Annotated in this window: 18 protein-coding genes; 6 read left to right on the top strand and 12 right to left on the bottom strand. The window is 53.0% G+C overall.

Going from position 1 to position 17,690, the window contains the following annotated elements:
• Positions 1–70: 70 nt before the first annotated feature.
• From ACLJTG_RS07435 to epd, 6 genes are all read right to left on the bottom strand, one after another.
• On the bottom strand, positions 71–817 hold the full coding sequence (locus ACLJTG_RS07435; RefSeq protein ID WP_000669854.1) for an oxidative stress defense protein: 747 nt from the start codon (positions 815–817) through the stop codon (positions 71–73).
• A 93-nt stretch (positions 818–910) separates the two neighbouring features.
• The gene (gene argO / locus ACLJTG_RS07430) at positions 911–1,546 is read right to left on the bottom strand and encodes an arginine exporter ArgO (protein ID WP_410958916.1); all 636 of its coding nucleotides are present in this window, start codon (positions 1,544–1,546) and stop codon (positions 911–913) included.
• Positions 1,547–1,746: 200 nt separating this feature from the next.
• Positions 1,747–2,607, bottom strand: a complete 861-nt coding sequence (locus ACLJTG_RS07425) for a small-conductance mechanosensitive channel MscS (RefSeq protein WP_000389833.1) — start codon at positions 2,605–2,607, stop codon at positions 1,747–1,749.
• Positions 2,608–2,839: 232 nt separating this feature from the next.
• Positions 2,840–3,919 carry a class II fructose-bisphosphate aldolase gene (gene fbaA, locus ACLJTG_RS07420; RefSeq protein WP_000034386.1) on the bottom strand — a complete coding sequence of 360 codons (1,080 nt, stop codon included), beginning with the start codon at positions 3,917–3,919 and terminating at the stop codon, positions 2,840–2,842.
• Between the two features lie 101 nt (positions 3,920–4,020).
• Positions 4,021–5,184, bottom strand: a complete 1,164-nt coding sequence (gene pgk, locus ACLJTG_RS07415) for a phosphoglycerate kinase (protein WP_000111274.1) — start codon at positions 5,182–5,184, stop codon at positions 4,021–4,023.
• Positions 5,185–5,205: 21 nt separating this feature from the next.
• Entirely contained in the window at positions 5,206–6,252 is a 1,047-nt protein-coding gene (gene epd / locus ACLJTG_RS07410; RefSeq protein ID WP_000218338.1) for an erythrose-4-phosphate dehydrogenase, read from the bottom strand.
• Positions 6,253–6,625: 373 nt separating this feature from the next.
• On the opposite strand from epd, the gene ACLJTG_RS07405 reads away from it, so the two are divergent.
• The 5 genes from ACLJTG_RS07405 to ACLJTG_RS07385 are packed head-to-tail and all read left to right on the top strand — an operon-like array spanning position 6,626 to position 9,678.
• Positions 6,626–7,051 (top strand): PPC domain-containing DNA-binding protein, encoded by a 426-nt coding sequence (locus ACLJTG_RS07405; RefSeq protein ID WP_079951101.1) that lies wholly within the window; start codon positions 6,626–6,628, stop codon positions 7,049–7,051.
• A 25-nt stretch (positions 7,052–7,076) separates the two neighbouring features.
• Positions 7,077–7,655, top strand: a complete 579-nt coding sequence (locus ACLJTG_RS07400; protein WP_000124001.1) for an ECF transporter S component — start codon at positions 7,077–7,079, stop codon at positions 7,653–7,655.
• Positions 7,656–8,363, top strand: a complete 708-nt coding sequence (locus tag ACLJTG_RS07395; protein WP_410958915.1) for an energy-coupling factor transporter transmembrane component T — start codon at positions 7,656–7,658, stop codon at positions 8,361–8,363. It abuts the gene before it with no gap.
• The gene (locus tag ACLJTG_RS07390) at positions 8,351–9,028 is read left to right on the top strand and encodes an ABC transporter ATP-binding protein (RefSeq protein WP_001517914.1); all 678 of its coding nucleotides are present in this window, start codon (positions 8,351–8,353) and stop codon (positions 9,026–9,028) included. Before ACLJTG_RS07395 ends, ACLJTG_RS07390 begins: the two co-directional genes overlap by 13 nt.
• A complete protein-coding gene (locus ACLJTG_RS07385) occupies positions 9,022–9,678 on the top strand; it encodes an ABC transporter ATP-binding protein (RefSeq protein ID WP_023244889.1) in 657 nt (218 codons plus the stop codon). The genes ACLJTG_RS07390 and ACLJTG_RS07385 overlap by 7 nt, the downstream gene beginning before the upstream one ends.
• Positions 9,679–9,720: 42 nt before the next feature.
• On the opposite strand, the gene tkt is transcribed toward ACLJTG_RS07385, so the two are convergent.
• The gene (gene tkt / locus ACLJTG_RS07380) at positions 9,721–11,712 is read right to left on the bottom strand and encodes a transketolase (protein WP_000098651.1); all 1,992 of its coding nucleotides are present in this window, start codon (positions 11,710–11,712) and stop codon (positions 9,721–9,723) included.
• A 275-nt stretch (positions 11,713–11,987) separates the two neighbouring features.
• Here tkt and ACLJTG_RS07375 point away from each other — a divergent pair, with 275 nt between their 5' ends.
• Positions 11,988–12,746 carry a M48 family metallopeptidase gene (locus ACLJTG_RS07375; protein WP_410958914.1) on the top strand — a complete coding sequence of 253 codons (759 nt, stop codon included), beginning with the start codon at positions 11,988–11,990 and terminating at the stop codon, positions 12,744–12,746.
• Between the two features lie 99 nt (positions 12,747–12,845).
• Here the strand turns inward: ACLJTG_RS07375 and speB are convergent, their stop codons facing one another.
• The 5 genes from speB to ACLJTG_RS07350 form a co-directional block, all read right to left on the bottom strand.
• The gene (gene speB / locus ACLJTG_RS07370; protein ID WP_000105550.1) at positions 12,846–13,766 is read right to left on the bottom strand and encodes an agmatinase; all 921 of its coding nucleotides are present in this window, start codon (positions 13,764–13,766) and stop codon (positions 12,846–12,848) included.
• A 204-nt stretch (positions 13,767–13,970) separates the two neighbouring features.
• Positions 13,971–14,927 (bottom strand): alpha/beta fold hydrolase, encoded by a 957-nt coding sequence (locus tag ACLJTG_RS07365; RefSeq protein WP_079898912.1) that lies wholly within the window; start codon positions 14,925–14,927, stop codon positions 13,971–13,973.
• A 192-nt stretch (positions 14,928–15,119) separates the two neighbouring features.
• Positions 15,120–15,614 carry a YhcH/YjgK/YiaL family protein gene (locus tag ACLJTG_RS07360; protein WP_000965539.1) on the bottom strand — a complete coding sequence of 165 codons (495 nt, stop codon included), beginning with the start codon at positions 15,612–15,614 and terminating at the stop codon, positions 15,120–15,122.
• A gap of 38 nt (positions 15,615–15,652) precedes the next feature.
• A complete protein-coding gene (locus ACLJTG_RS07355) occupies positions 15,653–16,660 on the bottom strand; it encodes an Ldh family oxidoreductase (RefSeq protein ID WP_000104231.1) in 1,008 nt (335 codons plus the stop codon).
• Positions 16,661–16,673: 13 nt separating this feature from the next.
• On the bottom strand, positions 16,674–17,690 hold the full coding sequence (locus tag ACLJTG_RS07350) for a zinc-binding alcohol dehydrogenase family protein (RefSeq protein WP_023209125.1): 1,017 nt from the start codon (positions 17,688–17,690) through the stop codon (positions 16,674–16,676).

Raw genomic sequence — 17,690 nt, 5'->3', positions numbered from 1 at the left:
GCGTAATACGGAGCAAAAAACGAGAACACCGGGAGAAAACGCGGCCTGGAAGCGCCCAGGCCGGGTGAGATTACTGCGTGCTGGCGGCCGTTGTCGACGTCTGCCCTGTTCCAGGTTCAAGCTGGAATACCACATCGACCTGATCGTCGAACTGAATGGTCGGCTGCTCGTAAGTTTCCTGCGCAGATACCGGCGCAGCATCTGCGGCTTTCATCATTCGCACCACCGGACTCGGCTGATAATTAGAGACATGGTAACGAACGCTGTAAACCGGCCCCAATTTGCTGTTAAAACCGGCTGCCAGCGCTTGCGCCTGATGAATCGCGTCATCAATGGCGGCTTTGCGGGCCTTGTCTTTATAGGCGTCCGGTTGCGCCACGCCCAGCGATACCGAACGAATCTCGTTCAGACCCGCCTTCAGCGCGCCGTCCAGCAGAGAATTAAGTTTATCTAACTGACGCAGTGTCACCTCAACGGTTCGCACCGCGCGATACCCTTTCAGAATGCTTTTACCGTTTTGGTAATCATAATCCGGCTGCGTGCGCAGATTCGCCGCGCTAATGTCTTTTTTCGCAATCTGATTTTGCTCAAGGAAGGAAAGATATTGCGCCACGCGCTCATCGGCCTGCTTCTTCGCCGTCGCCGCATCCTTCGCCGCGACGTTCACTTCAATCGCTAAGGTGGCGATATCAGGCACAGCATCGACGCTTGCCGTACCGGAAGTCACGATGTGCGGGCCTTCCGGCAGTTCGCTTGCCTGCGCCGACATTGCACTTAAACCCACTAATGCCGCCAGGGCCATCACTTTGAACTTCACAGTCTCTCCTCCATATTGCAGTCATTGCCCTGATATACAGGGCGCATGCAGGCAAGCTTAGCGGATATCGGCCTGTTGTCCATCAGACAACGCTTAGTTGAAAAGCGCGTGCATATGCGCGACGCCTTCCCGCGCCAGTTGGAAGGCGATAAGCCACATCACCACCCCAACCAGAATGTTGATAATGCGTTGAGCTTTCGCCGTACGCAGTCGAGGCGCAAGCCAGGCCGCCAGTAGCGCTAACCCAAAAAACCATAAGAACGACGCGCTAATCGTGCCGAGGGCGAACCAGCGCTTTGGCTCCATAGCCAGTTGTCCGCCGAGACTGCCCAACACGACAAACGTATCCAGATAAACGTGCGTGTTCAGCCACGTTACCGCCAGCATCGTAGCAATAATTTTCCAGCGCCCCTGCTTCATAACCTCGGCGCTGGCCAGCTCCAGATTACTGCTCATTGCCGTTTTCAGCGCGCCAAAACCGTACCATAACAAGAACGCAACCCCGCCCCATGTGACCAGCGCCAGCAGCCACGGCGACTGCATCAGCAACGCGCTACCGCCAAAAATACCGGCGCTAATCAGGACTAAATCACTTAACGCGCAAAGCAGCGCTATCATGAGGTGGTACTGGCGACGAATTCCCTGATTCATCACAAACGCATTTTGCGGGCCAAGCGGAAGGATCATGGCGGCGCCAAGGGCAACCCCTTGAAAATAATAAGATATCACGTTAACTACCCTGAGCTGTTTTTCTTAAAGGCAGACTATAGCGCGGGAATATTATTAGCGGAAATTGATAATTTTAATCACTAATAAGAAAAGCTAATAAAGAGACTGAATAACGGATGGCGGCTACGCTTATCCGCTCAATAGCCAGAGAATACTGGAGGCGGATAAGCGCAGCACCGGCAGGCAGCACGGGAGGAAAATTACTCCGCGGCGTTATCTTTCACGCGTTTAAAATTGACGTCCATCTGCGGGTACGGGAAGCTAATACCAGCGGCGTCGAATTCACGTTTAATACGTTCCAGCACGTCCCAGTAGACATTTTGCAGGTCGCTGCTTTTACTCCAGACACGCACCACAAAATTAATCGATGAGGCGCCCAGCTCATTCAAACGCACCGTCATTTCGCGATCTTTTAAAATACGATCGTCGGACTCGATAATCGTCGTTAGCAGTTGTTTCACCTGATCGATATCCGAATCGTAGGCCACACCAATAATGAATTCGTTACGGCGAACCGGCTCACGAGAATAGTTGATGATATTTCCCGCGATAATTTTGCCATTCGGAATCACAATAATTTTGCCGTCTACCGCGCGCATTGTCGTGGAAAAGATTTGCACGTTCAGTACCGTACCGGCAACGCCGCCCAAATCGACATACTCACCGGCGCGGAACGGACGGAACATAACCAGCAATACCCCAGCCGCAAGGTTAGAAAGCGATCCCTGTAATGCCAGGCCAACGGCTAAACCAGCGGCGCCCAGTACGGCAATAACCGAGGCGGTTTGAACCCCCACGCGACCCAGAGCCGCAATCAGCGTAAAAGCGATAACCCCATAGCGCACCAGCGCAGAAAGAAAGTCGGCTACTGTCGCATCAATATGACGCGCACGCATCAGACGATTTACCGTATTGGAGATCACGCGCGCTACAATCAAGCCGATGATGATAATAGCGATAGCCGCAACAATATTCACAGCATAGCTGAGCAATAACGCCTGGTTGCGTACCAGCCAGGTGCCCGCACCATTTATGCTGTCGACAACATTCAAATCTTCCATTCAATATTCCTTGGTCATAGCAAAACAAGCAAATGAGATCATTCTCACGAAAAGAACTTTTTAAAGGTAAACAAAAACAGAGGAATATGCCATTTTTCGGCATCATCCCAAAACCAAAAAAGGCAGGTACACTGTGAGTTGGCCGGATGAAAGCGCTAACTAACGCCGCTCTCCGGAAATAACGATAAAAAAATGGCTTCCCGAGGGAAGCCATTTCAATCAGCAGACTATATTACAGAACGTCAATCGCGTTCAGTTCTTTAAATGCTTTTTCCAGACGAGCGATCATCGAAGTCTGGCCAGCACGCAGCCATACGCGCGGGTCATAGTATTTCTTGTTCGGCTGATCTTCGCCTTTCGGGTTGCCCAGCTGACCTTGCAGATACGCTTCGTTTTCTTTGTAGTAGTTCAGAACACCTTCCCAGGTTGCCCATTGGGTATCGGTATCGATGTTCATTTTCACTACGCCGTAGCTTACGGAGTCTTTGATTTCCTGAGCAGTAGAACCGGAACCACCGTGGAAAACGAAGTTCAGGCTGTTGTGCGGCAGGTTATGTTTCTTAGAAACATAGTCCTGAGAATCACGCAGAATGGTCGGGGTCAGAACCACGTTACCCGGCTTGTAAACGCCGTGTACGTTACCGAAGGAAGCGGCAATGGTGAAACGCGGGCTGATTTTGCTCAGTTCAGTGTACGCGTAATCAACGTCTTCCGGCTGGGTGTACAGAGCAGAAGCGTCCATGTGGCTGTTGTCCACGCCGTCTTCTTCACCACCGGTGCAACCCAGTTCGATTTCCAGAGTCATGCCAATTTTGGACATGCGCGCCAGGTATTTGGAGCAGATTTCGATGTTTTCGTGCAGAGACTCTTCAGACAGGTCAATCATGTGAGAAGAGAACAGCGGTTTACCGGTAGCCGCGAAGTGTTTTTCACCCGCGTCCAGCAGACCGTCGATCCACGGCAGCAGTTTCTTCGCGCAGTGGTCAGTGTGCAGGATAACCGGCACGCCGTAGTGTTCAGCCATCTGGTGAACGTGATGCGCGCCAGAGATAGCGCCCAGGATTGCCGCGCCCTGAGGTACGTCAGTTTTCACGCCTTTACCCGCGATGAAGGACGCGCCGCCGTTGGAGAACTGAACGATGACCGGTGCTTTAACTTTTGCAGCGGTTTCCAGAACAGCGTTGATGGAATCAGTGCCCACGCAGTTAACTGCCGGCAGAGCAAAATTGTTTTCTTTTGCTACCTGGAACACTTTCTGTACGTCATCACCAGTGATCACGCCTGGTTTTACGAAATCAAAAATTTTAGACATGTTTCGTTGTCCTGTATCGTCGGGCTTTGGGAAAAAACACGGGCCGCCCTGAATGTCAGATCGGCGATAAATCAACGGGCAGGAATCCCTGCCCGTAACGATTACTTCTTAGCGCGCTCTTCGAGCATCGCTACGGCTGGCAGAACTTTACCTTCCACGAATTCGAGGAATGCGCCGCCGCCAGTAGAAATGTAGGAAATTTTGTCAGCAATGCCGAACAGGTCGATTGCCGCCAGGGTGTCGCCGCCGCCAGCGATGGAAAACGCTTCGCTATCAGCGATGGCATTCGCCACGATTTCAGTCCCTTTACGGAAGTTCGGGAACTCAAACACGCCAACCGGGCCGTTCCACAGAATGGTTTTGGCATTCTTGAGGATTTCAGCCAGCTGCTGAGCGGAAGCATCGCCGATATCCAGGATCTGCTCGTCTTCTTTCACGTCGTTAACGGATTTCAGAGTCGCCGGTGCGGTTTCGGAGAACTCGGTGGCAACGCGAACATCGGTCGGAACCGGGATATCGCAAGTGGTCAGCAGACGTTTTGCTTCGTCAACCAGGTCAGCTTCGTACAGGGATTTACCGACACTGTGGCCCTGAGCGGCAACGAAGGTGTTGGCGATACCGCCGCCGACAATCAGCTGGTCAGCGATTTTAGACAGGGAATCCAGAACGGTCAGTTTGGTAGATACTTTAGAACCACCAACGATAGCCACCATCGGACGAGCCGGTTCTTTCAGCGCTTTACCCAGAGCATCCAGTTCAGCGGCCAGCAGCGGGCCTGCGCACGCGACATCAGCAAATTTGCCGATACCGTGGGTAGAAGCCTGCGCGCGGTGCGCGGTACCAAAGGCGTCCATCACGAATACGTCACACAGGGCGGCATATTTTTTAGACAGCGCTTCGTCGTCTTTCTTTTCGCCTTTGTTAAAGCGAACGTTTTCCAGAACCACCAGCTCACCTTCGGCCACGTCAACGCCGTCCAGGTAATCTTTGACCAGGCGAACCGGGTTAGACAGTTTGTCTTTCAGGTAGTTAACAACCGGCAGCAGAGAGAATTCTTCGTTGTACTCGCCTTCGGTAGGACGACCCAGGTGGGAAGTTACCATCACTTTCGCGCCCTGTTTCAGAGCCAGTTCGATGGTCGGCAGAGAAGCGCGGATACGCGCGTCGCTGGTCACTTTCCCTTCTTTAACAGGTACGTTCAGATCCGCACGGATAAAAACGCGTTTCCCGGCCAGATCCAGATCGGTCATCTTAATTACAGACATGGTGAATCCTCTCAATGATGCTTAAAGTTTTGTCGACGCTGACGCGTCGAGCCTGAAACCAACTGCGGCCATCGCTAACGTGGTGTCGAGCATCCTGTTAGCAAAGCCCCATTCATTATCGCACCAGACCAGCGTCTTGATCAGGTGGGCGCCACTGACCCGGGTTTGCGTGCCATCAACAATGGCGCTGTGCGGGTCGTGGTTAAAATCTATCGAGACCAACGGTGATTCCGTATAGTCAACTATACCATGAAATGCACCTTGTGCTGCTTTTTGCAGCAACTGGTTGACTTCACTGGCTTTTACTGGTTTTTTCACCGTTACGCTTAAATCGATCGCCGTCACATTAATGGTTGGAACGCGCACCGCAATCGCCTCAAAACGGTCGTTAAACTGCGGGAATATACGCGTAATGCCTGCCGCCAGTTTTGTATCTACCGGGATAATCGACTGGCTGGCCGCGCGCGTGCGCCGCAGATCGGAGTGATACGCGTCGATCACCTGCTGATCGTTCATCGCGGAGTGGATCGTCGTGACGGTACCAGACTCGATGCCGTAAGCATCATCCAACAATTTAATGACGGGAATTATGCAATTCGTGGTACAGGATGCGTTTGAGACAATACGATGTTCCGCACGCAGTTGATTCTGGTTCACGCCAAAAACGACGGTGGCGTCAAGATCGTTGCTGCCCGGATGAGAAAAGAGCACTTTCTTCGCGCCAGCGGCAATATGCGCCTCGCCATGCTCCCGGTTGCCATATACGCCCGTACAATCCAACACGACATCCACGCCCAGTTCGCGCCACGGCAGATCCGCCAGCGTTCGTTCATGCAGAATACGAATGACATCGTCGCCGACAAAAAGCTGCTCGCGCTCGTGGCGAACCTCCCATGCAAAACGCCCGTGGCTGGTATCGTATTTCAACAAATGCGCCATGCCTGCGGCATCCGCCAGCTCGTTGATGGCCACCACGGTAATTTCCGCCCGACGTCCGGATTCATACAAAGCACGAACCACGTTACGCCCGATGCGACCAAAGCCATTAATCGCTATGCGTACGGTCATAGGTCTCCTGCAAGGCTATCCCGATTCAGATGAGGCTGACAGAGTAATGCAGCTCATCGTCGAGTAAAACCTCACCTGTCGCAAACTGCGACTGATTGGTTAATTGTCGAACATTTAATTAACTGAAACGCTTCAGCTAGAATAAGCGAAACGGGGAATAAAAGGAATGTTTGTCCAGTCGAAGAAGACAGTTATCTGACCTGCATCACATTTCATGGCCGCTTACGCTGCAATTTATTCCATATTTAAGAATCACCAGTACATCCGTCAGATCTTTTCATCGTCGCGTCACAAATACTGATTTATATCAGAAAGCGCTGTCGCCAGCGTCTATATTATCAGCGCCACGTCCGAGTCTCGGAGTCCTGTAACGATGACTGTATCTCACCACAATGCCTCTACAGCGCGCTTTTACGCGCTTCGTCTGCTTCCCGGCCAGGAAGTGTTTTCCCAATTACACGCCTTTGTGCAACAGAACCAATTACATGCCGCCTGGATTGCAGGGTGTACCGGCAGTCTGACCGACGTTGCGCTGCGTTATGCCGGGCAAGAAGCGACCACATCGCTCACCGGCACGTTTGAAGTTATCTCGCTAAACGGCACGCTTGAATTGACCGGCGAGCATCTGCATCTCGCGGTATCGGATCCCTACGGGGCCATGCTCGGCGGCCATATGATGCCAGGGTGTACCGTGCGTACCACGCTGGAACTGGTTATCGGCGAGCTGCCAGCGCTGACGTTCAGCCGTAAACCGTGCGCCATTTCCGGTTATGACGAACTGCATATTTCTTCCCGTTAATTGACGACTCTTTAAGAGGTACTTTATGGCGCGTCGCCCGTTTTCCAGCCAGTCTCTGGTGCTGATTGTCATCGCTATTGCCATCAATATGATTGGCGGACAGCTTATTAGCATGTTGAAGCTGCCTATTTTTCTCGACTCGATCGGCACCTTAATTAGCGCGGTACTGTTAGGGCCGTTCATCGGCATGTTGACTGGGCTTCTAACCAACTTGCTGTGGGGGCTACTTACCGACCCTATCGCTGCCGCGTTTGCCCCGGTAGCGATGGTTATCGGTCTGGTCGCCGGGTGGCTGGCGCGCGCAGGCTGGTTTCGTACCCTGCCCAAAGTGATCGTCAGCGGCGTCGTCATTACATTAGCGGTGACGCTGGTCGCCGTACCGCTTCGTACCGCGCTTTTTGGCGGCGTTACCGGTAGCGGCGCTGATTTATTCGTCGCCTGGATGCATTCAATGGGCCAAAACCTGGTGGAGTCGGTCGCGATTACCGTCATAGGCGCTAATCTGGTCGATAAAATTCTGACGGCGATCATCGTTTGGGTGCTGCTGCGTCAGCTACCGTTACGTACGACACGGCATTTTCCTGCGATGTCAGCCGTACGCTAAATGCATCCGTTTACCTCGTTAACCTTATGGGCGCTGGCGGCCTGCACCACGCTGCTACTCCCTGCGCAGACCGTGCTCCCGGTTTATAGCGCGGCGGCCTTCCTCTGTCTGCTGGCGCTGAAATCAACGCGGCGGCGGGCGAAGTATGTCGCCTGGCTGATGCTGTCTTTAGGGTTTGGGCTATGGCTGGTACATGGCGGTTGGCTAACGGAATGGATAAGCGGGCAGCCTCGCGATCCGCAGCGCTGGATATATGCCGTTACGCTATGGCTACGCCTGCTGGCGATCGTGTCGACGTCGCAGCTATGGATGCAGTATGTGCCGGTTCAGCGGTTTATTCGCGCCCTGTTCGCTTCACGTCTGCCCCCCGGCATCGCTTACCTGTTCGCTGGCCCGCTGCTGGTCGTCGAACAGCTCAAACGACAACTGACGATCGTTCATGAAGCCCAGCGCGCGCGCGGCGTACCGCTGGATGAAGGCTGGTATCAGCGGCTACGGGCGATGCCTGCGCTGATCGTGCCGCTTACGCAAAATGCGCTTAACGATCTGACAATACGCGGCGCGGCGTTGGATATGCGGGAGTTTCGGCTGCATCGAGCCCGAACCACGCTGTGGGCGCCGAAAGATAGCGTGTTACAACGGGTTGCGCGGTATGGCATGGTACTGCTAATAGTGGCGGAAGCGGGAGTATGGATATGGTTACGTTAGAGCAGTTTCGTTATCTTCCGTCCGATGCGACACGCCCGCCGGCATGTTTTGATTTCCACTATTCAACACCCGGAATAGTGGCGATAGTCGGCGATAACGGCAGCGGAAAAAGTACGCTGGCGCAACTGATGGCTGGCTGGTATCCGGATTATCTCCCCGGTGATATTGACGGCACAGGCTTACTGCTTGGCGTCCCTATCGGGCGGCTCCCGCTGGTAGAACAGTCGCCCACCATCCAGTTGGTGCAGCAATCGCCATATTTACAGCTTTCCGGCTGTACCTTTAGCGTAGAGGAAGAGGTGGCGTTTGGCCCGGAGAATCTCGGCCTCCATGAAGCGGAAATTCTACGGCGCATTGACGAGGCGCTGACTCTGACAAACTGCCAGTCGTTACGCCATCGCCATCCCGGCACGCTCTCCGGCGGCGAAACGCAGCGGGTAGTGATTGCCAGCGCGCTTGCCATGCAGCCCAGACTATTAGTTCTTGATGAAGCCTTCAGTCGACTGACCTCAGCGGCCACCGGGACACTGCTGGAACGGTTACAACAGTGGGCGCTGGAACGTCATTCTCTCATTGTGCTTTTTGAACGTAATCACTTTCCTTTTCTGACGCGATGCCAGCGGGTATGGCAATTGCGCGACGGAGCGCTAACCCCATTATGTTGACGTTAAATCAGGTCGCTTATCGCTGGCCGAATGCCGCAGCCGACTGTTTGCACGCTATCTCACTTGAACTTCGTGACGGCGAATGGCTGGCGTTGACCGGCGATAACGGCGCGGGAAAATCAACGCTGTTACGGATTATGGCCGGCCTGCTTTCCCCCACTTCCGGCTCGGTAACGCTTAATGGAGGGCCGATTGCGCAGCTTAAAAATCGTCAACGCGCCGCCGCTATCGGCGTACTCTTTCAGGAAGCGGAAAACCAGATTTTCCACAGCAATGTCGCGCAAGAGGTCGCTTTTGGGCTGAAACTACAACGCTTATCGGCAGAGGAAATTTCACGGCGCACGCAGGCCGCGCTGCGGTTATGCCAGCTAACGGACGTCGCCGAGGCGCACCCGCTTGATCTGCACGCCGCACAGCGCCGGATGGTGGCGGTCGCCAGTCTGGAGGCGATGGCGCCGCCTGTGTTATTGCTGGATGAACCCAGCCGGGATTTTGACTCCCACTGGCTAACCGTATTTGAACACTGGCTGGCGACATGCCGGGCACGGGGAACCAGCGTCGTGGCGATTAGCCATGACGCTGCGTTTACCCAGCGTCATTTTTCACGGGTGGTACGGCTGGAAAACGGCAGGTTGTCAAAGGGGGAATAAAAACGGGTCGCCGAAGCGACCCGTTTTATGCCGTATTAAGGATTACAGCAGCGCTTTCGCTTTGGCGATCACGTTGTCCACCGTGAAGCCAAACTCTTCAAACAACAGCTCTGCCGGGGCGGATTCACCGAAGGTGGTCATCCCGACAATAGCGCCGTTCAGGCCGACGTATTTGAACCAGTAGTCAGCGATACCCGCTTCAATCGCCACACGCGCAGAGACCGCCTTCGGCAGCACGGATTCACGGTAAGCCGCATCCTGCTTGTCGAACGCGTCGGTGGACGGCATGGAAACCACGCGCGCCTTCACGCCTTCGGCAGTCAGTTTTTCGTAAGCGGCAACCGCCAGCTCAACCTCTGAACCGGTCGCAATGAAGATAATCTGCGGCTGGCCCGCACAATCTTTCAGTACGTAACCACCGCGGGCGATATTCGCCAGTTGCTCTTCAGTACGTTCCTGCTGCGCCAGGTTCTGACGGGATAGAATCAGCGCGGTTGGGCCATCCTGACGCTCTACGCCATATTTCCACGCCACCGCGGATTCCACCTGGTCGCACGGACGCCATGTGGACATGTTCGGCGTTACGCGCAGGCTTGCCACCTGCTCGACCGGCTGGTGCGTCGGGCCATCTTCGCCCAGACCGATGGAGTCGTGGGTGTACACCATCACCTGACGTTGTTTCATCAACGCTGCCATACGCACTGCGTTACGGGCATATTCGACGAACATCAGGAAGGTGGAGGTGTACGGCAGGAAACCACCGTGCAGGGCGATACCGTTGGCGATAGCGGTCATACCGAATTCGCGCACACCGTAATGAATGTAGTTACCTGCGGCATCTTCGTTAATCGCTTTCGAACCGGACCACAGGGTCAGGTTAGAAGGAGCCAGGTCAGCGGAGCCGCCGAGGAATTCCGGCAACAGCGGACCGAAGGCTTCGATGGCATTCTGGGACGCTTTACGGCTGGCGATTTTGGATGGATTCGCCTGCAGTTTAGCGATGAACTCATTCGCTTTCGCATCGAAGTCAGCCGGCATGTCGCCTTTCATACGACGAGTGAACTCAGCAGCTTCCTGCGGGAAGGCTTTCTCATAAGCCGCGAATTTCTCATTCCATGCAGACTCTTTCGCCTGGCCGGCTTCTTTCGCATCCCACTGGGCGTAGATTTCAGACGGGATTTCGAACGGCGCGTATTTCCAGCCCAACTGTTCGCGGGTCAGCGCGATTTCCGCGTCGCCCAGCGGCGCGCCGTGGGAATCGTGGGTACCCTGTTTGTTCGGCGAACCAAAACCGATGATGGTTTTGCACATCAGCAGGGACGGTTTGTCAGTCACGGCGCGAGCTTCTTCCGTGGCGCGTTTAATGGCGTCGGCATCGTGACCATCAATGCCACGGATAACGTGCCAGCCGTAGGCTTCAAAACGTTTCGCGGTGTCATCGGTGAACCAGCCTTCAACATGACCATCGATAGAGATACCGTTGTCATCATAGAACGCGATCAGTTTGCCCAGTTTCAGAGTACCAGCCAGAGAGCACACTTCGTGAGAAATGCCTTCCATCATGCAGCCGTCGCCCATAAAGACGTAGGTGAAGTGGTCAACGATATCGTGGCCAGGACGATTAAACTGCGCCGCCAGAGTTTTCTCGGCAATCGCCATCCCGACGGCGTTGGCAATACCCTGACCCAGCGGGCCAGTAGTGGTTTCAACGCCAGCGGTGTAGCCCACTTCCGGGTGACCCGGGGTTTTTGAATGTAGCTGACGGAAATTCTGCAGTTCGGACATCGGCAGGTCATAACCGGTAAGGTGCAGCAGGCTGTAAATCAGCATTGAGCCGTGGCCATTGGACAGCACGAAGCGGTCGCGGTCGGCCCAGGACGGGTTGGTCGGGTTGTGGTTCAGGAAATCACGCCACAGGACTTCGGCAATGTCAGCCATACCCATCGGGGCACCCGGGTGACCGGATTTGGCTTTCTGTACTGCGTCCATGCTCAGCGCACGAATAGCATTGGCAAGCTCTTTACGTGAGGACATTTTGACTCCAGATCGGATGTTGAAAGGCCATGCCCGTAACGACTTGACGACAGCGCGTTTTGGGCTACGCCGGAAAATTTGCCAACAATTTACCCCAAGCCGCGCGTCATGTACATGGAACATCCTTTTACCGCTTCAGAAATCTCCGGATCGTGCTCGCATGTTGCGCAATTAGCTAACTTGCCTGCCACGCTTTTCTTTATACTTAACCCAGGCGCTAATTCATCTGCAACGAGCGCATTTCAAAATAATATTAATTCGTATGGAAGAGAAAAATGAAAATTCGCGCTTTACTGCTTGCTTTGGGCATGGCGACGGTGCTGACCGGTTGCCAGAATATGGACTCTAATGGACTGCTTTCTTCGGGCGCTGAAGCTTTTCAGGCCTATACGTTAAGCGATGCGCAGGTAAAAGCGTTGAGCGATCAATCCTGTCAAGAGCTCGACAGCAAAGCGAAAATCGCGCCGGCGAGCAGCGAATACGCTAAACGACTGGCAAAAATTGCCGCCGCGCTGGGGGATAACATTAACGGCCAGCCGGTGAACTATAAGGTTTACGAGACGAAAGACGTCAACGCGTTTGCAATGGCGAACGGTTGTATCCGCGTCTACAGCGGACTGATGGATATGATGACCGACAACGAAGTTGAAGCCGTGATCGGCCACGAAATGGGCCATGTCGCGCTGGGTCATGTAAAGAAAGGGATGCAGGTCGCGCTGGGCACTAACGCCGTTCGTGTTGCGGCGGCATCGGCAGGAGGCGTAGTCGGCAGCCTGTCGCAATCACAGCTTGGCGAGCTTGGCGAAAAACTGGTGAACTCGCAGTTCTCTCAGCGTCAGGAGTCCGAAGCGGATGATTATTCTTACGATCTGTTGCGCAAACGCGGTATCAGTCCGGCAGGACTCGCCACCAGCTTTGAGAAACTGGCAAAACTGGAAGCGGGTCGTCAAAGCTCGATGTTCGACGATCACCCGGCGTCCGCCGCACGCGCACAGCATGTGCGCGATCGTATGAGCGCAGACGGAATCAAATAACCCCCGAACAGTGCCGGATGGCGGCGTGAGCGCTTATCCGGCCTACAAGCATCAATCAGCTGTAGGCCGGATAAGCGCAGCGCCATCCGGCAAAACAACTTACTCGCCCTTCTTCGCCGCCTGGATATAGAGCATTTCTAATGCCAGCGTCGCGGCCGCCAGAGCGGTGATCTCCGACTGATCGTAAGCCGGCGCGACTTCCACTACATCCATACCGACAATGTTCAGATCTTTCAGACCGCGTACCAGTTTAATGGCGCGATCGGAGGTCAAACCGCCGATCACCGGCGTACCGGTGCCAGGCGCAAACGCCGGGTCCAGACAGTCGATATCAAAGGTCAGATAGACCGGCATATCGCCGACGATCTGTTTCACCTGAGCGAGGATATCATCCACGCCGCGATCGTTGACCTGGCAGGCATCCAGCACGGTAAAGCCATTGTCTTTGTCAAACTCAGTACGAATACCGATCTGTACCGAATGATGCGGATCGATCAGGCCTTCTTTCGGCGCGGTGTAGAACATCGTGCCGTGATCGAATTCGCAGCCGTTAGCGTAGGTATCGGTATGCGCATCAAAATGTACCAGCGCCATTTTGCCAAAATGTTTCGCGTGGGCGCGCAGCAGCGGCAGCGTGACGAAGTGGTCGCCGCCGAAAGAGAGCATACGCTTGCCTGCAGACAGCAGTTTTTCAGCGTGCGCCTGTAATTTTTCGCTCATTTCACGGGCATCGCCAAACGCATACACCAAATCGCCGCAGTCCACGACGTTCAGGCGCTCGCGCATGTCAAAATTCCACGGGAAACGGTGATGTTCCCAGGCGAGGTTGGTCGACACCTGACGGATCGCCGCCGGGCCATGACGGCCGCCAGCGCGACCGGACGTTGCCATATCAAACGGTACGCCAGTGATCACCCAGTCGGCATCGCTGTCATACGGCTGGAAGTTCATTGGCAGACGTAAAAAACCAAACGCATTAGAAACCAGTGAGTTATCGTACTGATGACCTAAGGTGCTCATGGCAAAAACCTCTTCTTAGTCAATATAAAAAAACCCTCCCGCGTCGTTAGGCCCGACGAGGAAGGGTTTGAATTTGTTTACGGCTCAAAGTTTACTCTGACAGACCGCATTATTGAAGTCAGTTTAGCCAGGTACAGTAGACAACGCCCGAAAAAAATATATATCCAGCGCAAATCAGTAGGCTCATACGTCCATCGCGGTCAGTTAAGAGGCCTTAGGGATTTGCCGCTGTAAAAACTCAAGCACTAATGCGTAAAACAGCGGTGTTTTTCCTGGCGTCTGGAAAATGGCGTGACCGCTACCGGGAATGAGGGTCATCTCCGCCTGAGGCAGCAGCCGGTACAGCTGCGTTACTTCTTCAACGGTGAAAAATTCATCCCGGTCGCCGTCCAGTAATAGCACAGGAATGTGGATTTTTTTCACCTCTTCTTCCGCCAGCGATGTGGGCGTTGTCCACATTGGCCAGACACCTTTGAGGAACGTGCGCCAGTAGTCTTTTTGCTCTGGATGATGCATGTTCTGATAAAATTTAACCATCCCGGGCGCATCCGAAGCCATTTTATCCAGATCGCGATCCGTCAATTGCCCCTGAGGCATTCCTTTACCATAAAAAATTTCCATCCCCTGCATGTAATGGGTCGTAGCAAAGCGATGCGTTGCGCCGCCGACGATAGCAGCGCGCGCTAGATCCGGGTATCGGCTGGTTAACTTCAGAACGACCATGCCGCCATCGCTGTAACCCATCACCAGCGGTTTTTCCAGCTTTAGCGCTTTAACAAAAGCCGCCATATCTTCCGTCATCAGATCATAGCTAAACGTTCCTTGCGGGTTATTGGTTAATCCATGTCCACGACTGTCCGGCATGATGACGCGAAAATATCGAGATGCCTCTTTCGCTAATCCCTGCCAGCTTTTCGCCGTCAGACCACCACCATGAATCAACAGCAGCGGAGGCCCCTCGCCCTCTTCAACGTAATGAATTTTGATACCATTCGCTTCCACAAATTTATCTTTGTCCATCGTTGTTGCTGAAGCATTTATTAAAAATATAATATTGATAATAAAAATAAATGCTAATTTAAAAATATGATTCATAACACCTCGCCAATCACTTCCCGTGTAAAAGACCATATTATTCAGATTGAACAAAAATAACATCAAAATCGATTTGTATCATTTTCACTTATTTACCGGGGAGACCCCGCATCCTCTTTTTACAGAACGTAAAAAGCCTTTCCGCGATTAGCCTCAACGCGAAAAGGCTCTGAAGTCAGAAAAGTGCCACCTTATTCATTCTGGCTGTAATTCAGGATGACTTGAAGGTCTCTTCCTGAATTGCATTTGGCGCTTTCTTTATTCCTTCGTCTGACAGGGCAAGCTTGACTCGCTAAATGCCGTGGCCGGAATTTTCACAATCGCTTTTTTAACCGGCGCAGGTTTACCACGCGTACAAAGCGGACGGTGGACCTGGTTGGGATAAAAAAGCGCGAAATCGCCAGGATTTAATGTAACGAACTGCTCATTAGCGACACATTCAGGAAAGATGATGTCATCAGGAAGATGCTCAAGCTCCTTTATCCTGGTATCAATTTTGTTGGAATAGCCAATCTCCTCATAACCGCTTAGTAAAATCTGAACATCGATATATTTTTTATGAAGTTCAGCTTTGCGGTTTAACGAAGAGTGTGTTTCTCCTTCGCTTATCATAAGAAATGACTCCGGGAAAGAAAGTTCATATCTACCAGCAGGCTGATCTTCAGCTATCTTCACCGCTTCGATGATAAGTTTTTTAATAATGTGGTTAACGTAAGGTAATAAAGTAAGCTGCTCTATATTTCCATATAGCATACTATAGTTATCCTAAATAATGGTCGTGATTATAATTATCAGCCAATCAGGTACTGGTAAATACCTTCAGCCACAGGAATACCTTCTTTTAAACATTTTTCTTTATAGGCGATTTGCGGATCGTTTGGCGCCAGCACTTTATCAACACCGGGCATCGGTTTTACAGCCCTTAGCTCATTGACCATTGTGCTCATTATTGAGGAAAACAGCGGATTGCCCAACATCTGCGGATCAATAACGATAACCAGACTCGCTAACTTGCGCATCTTGTCATAGTCGCCATACATCCGAACAATATGGTTGCTAAAGTTTGCCCCCATCAGGACGCCCGTGAGCGCATCAATCGCCAGGGCAATACCAGAACCTTTGTGCCCGCCAAAGGGCAGCAGATTTTCAATTTTATGCGGATCGGTAGTGATATGTCCCTCTTTATCCAGCGCCAGGCCGTGACCTATTGGTTTCCCGGTTTCTTTGGCGTGCAGAATTTTACCAAACGCAATGGCGCTGGTCGCCATATCGACGATCATCGGATGGCTGTCTTTAACGGGGAAGCCGAAGGCGATTGGGTTAGTCCCCAGAAAGCGCTCCGCGCCGCCATACGGCGCAACGCAGGTATCCGTTTGCGTCATGGCGATAGCCACCATTCCCTGGCTTGTCGCCTGCTCAATAAACCACGAGAGCGCGCCGCAGTGGGACGTATTTTTGACGCTGACGAAGCCCAGCCCCGTCTCTCTTGCCAGACTAATAGCGTGGTCTGTCGCCTTTATCAGCGCGCAGTGTCCCATTCCATCATCAGAGTCCAGAATAGCGACAGAAGGCGAAATCTGTTCGATGCTGAATGTTGCTTTTGGATTGAGCCCGCCTGCGTTCAGGCGGGTACAATAGTGCTCTACGCGAATAACGCCGTGGGAGTGAACGCCGGTAATATCGGCATGAACCAAAACGTCGGCTACCTGCTGCGCCGTTTGCGCGTCAAGACCCGCCTGGGTGAGTTTATTAAACGCCAGCGCTTTCAATTCATTTTCTTTGACTAATATTGTTGACATAACTATCCCGCTATTAAAATTTGATAACGCCTTTAACCAATTTTTTGTTTTCTACCACGTTCTTCTGGTACTGGTTGCCGAACGTATAGAAATCGAATTCCTGGTTTTTCATCATTGTTTCGCTAATAGCGCCCTGAGCCATTAGCTCAATGACACATTCGAAGTCTTCCCGCGTCGCGTTACGACTGCTCAATAGCGTGGTCTCTTTTTTATGGAAGGTCGGATCGTCAATGACGAGCTCGCCGATATACAGCCCGATGAAGACGATTTTTCCGCCGTGACGAATCAGATCGACAGCGCGGCTCATGGAGGATTTATTGCCGGTGGCATCAAGCACAGTGCCGGCTAATTCACCGGAGAAACAGGCTTTCAGCGCATCAATATAGCCGTCTGACGACGGATCGAGCGTTGCAACGCCTACCTTTTCGGCGACCAGACGACGGCGTTCGGCGTCAATATCAGCTACCGCGACGCGAGCGCCTTTGGCTTTTGCTATCGCGGCGGCGGCCAGCCCAATCGGCCCGGCGCCGACCACCAAAATGTTTTGCTGCGGCTTCACGTCAGCGCGGCGTACTGCATGGGCGCTGATGGCGAAACACTCAACCAGCGCGCCCGCGCTGTCGGTGAGGTTATCCGACAGTTCAACCAGATTTTGTTCACGAACGGCCAGATATTCGCTAAAGCCGCCGTCCTGGTGAACACCATACAGCGAGACGTTCTCACAGCAGTTGGTTTTTCCTTCCCGGCAGGCTGCGCAAGCGCCGCAAGGAATACAGGGAATAACGCTATAGCGTTGGCCGACCTTCGCCGTGCTGCACGATTTACCTAACATTTCAGCCACGCCGCAAATTTCATGACCCAGCACGCGCGGATAGGCAAAAAAGGGCTGGCGACCGGCAAACGCATGGATATCGGTGCCGCAAATACCAACCGCTTTAATTTTTAACAGTACTTCATCGTCTTTTAAATGAGGAATATCCCTTTCAATGTATTCGATATTTCCCGGATTATTACAGATAAGCGTTTTCAT

Source organism: Salmonella sp. SAL00672, from assembly GCF_046552175.1.
GTDB lineage: Bacteria > Pseudomonadota > Gammaproteobacteria > Enterobacterales > Enterobacteriaceae > Salmonella > Salmonella enterica.
The sequence above is the reverse complement of the archived record's forward strand: the minus strand, read 5'-3'. Positions and strand labels throughout refer to the sequence as shown.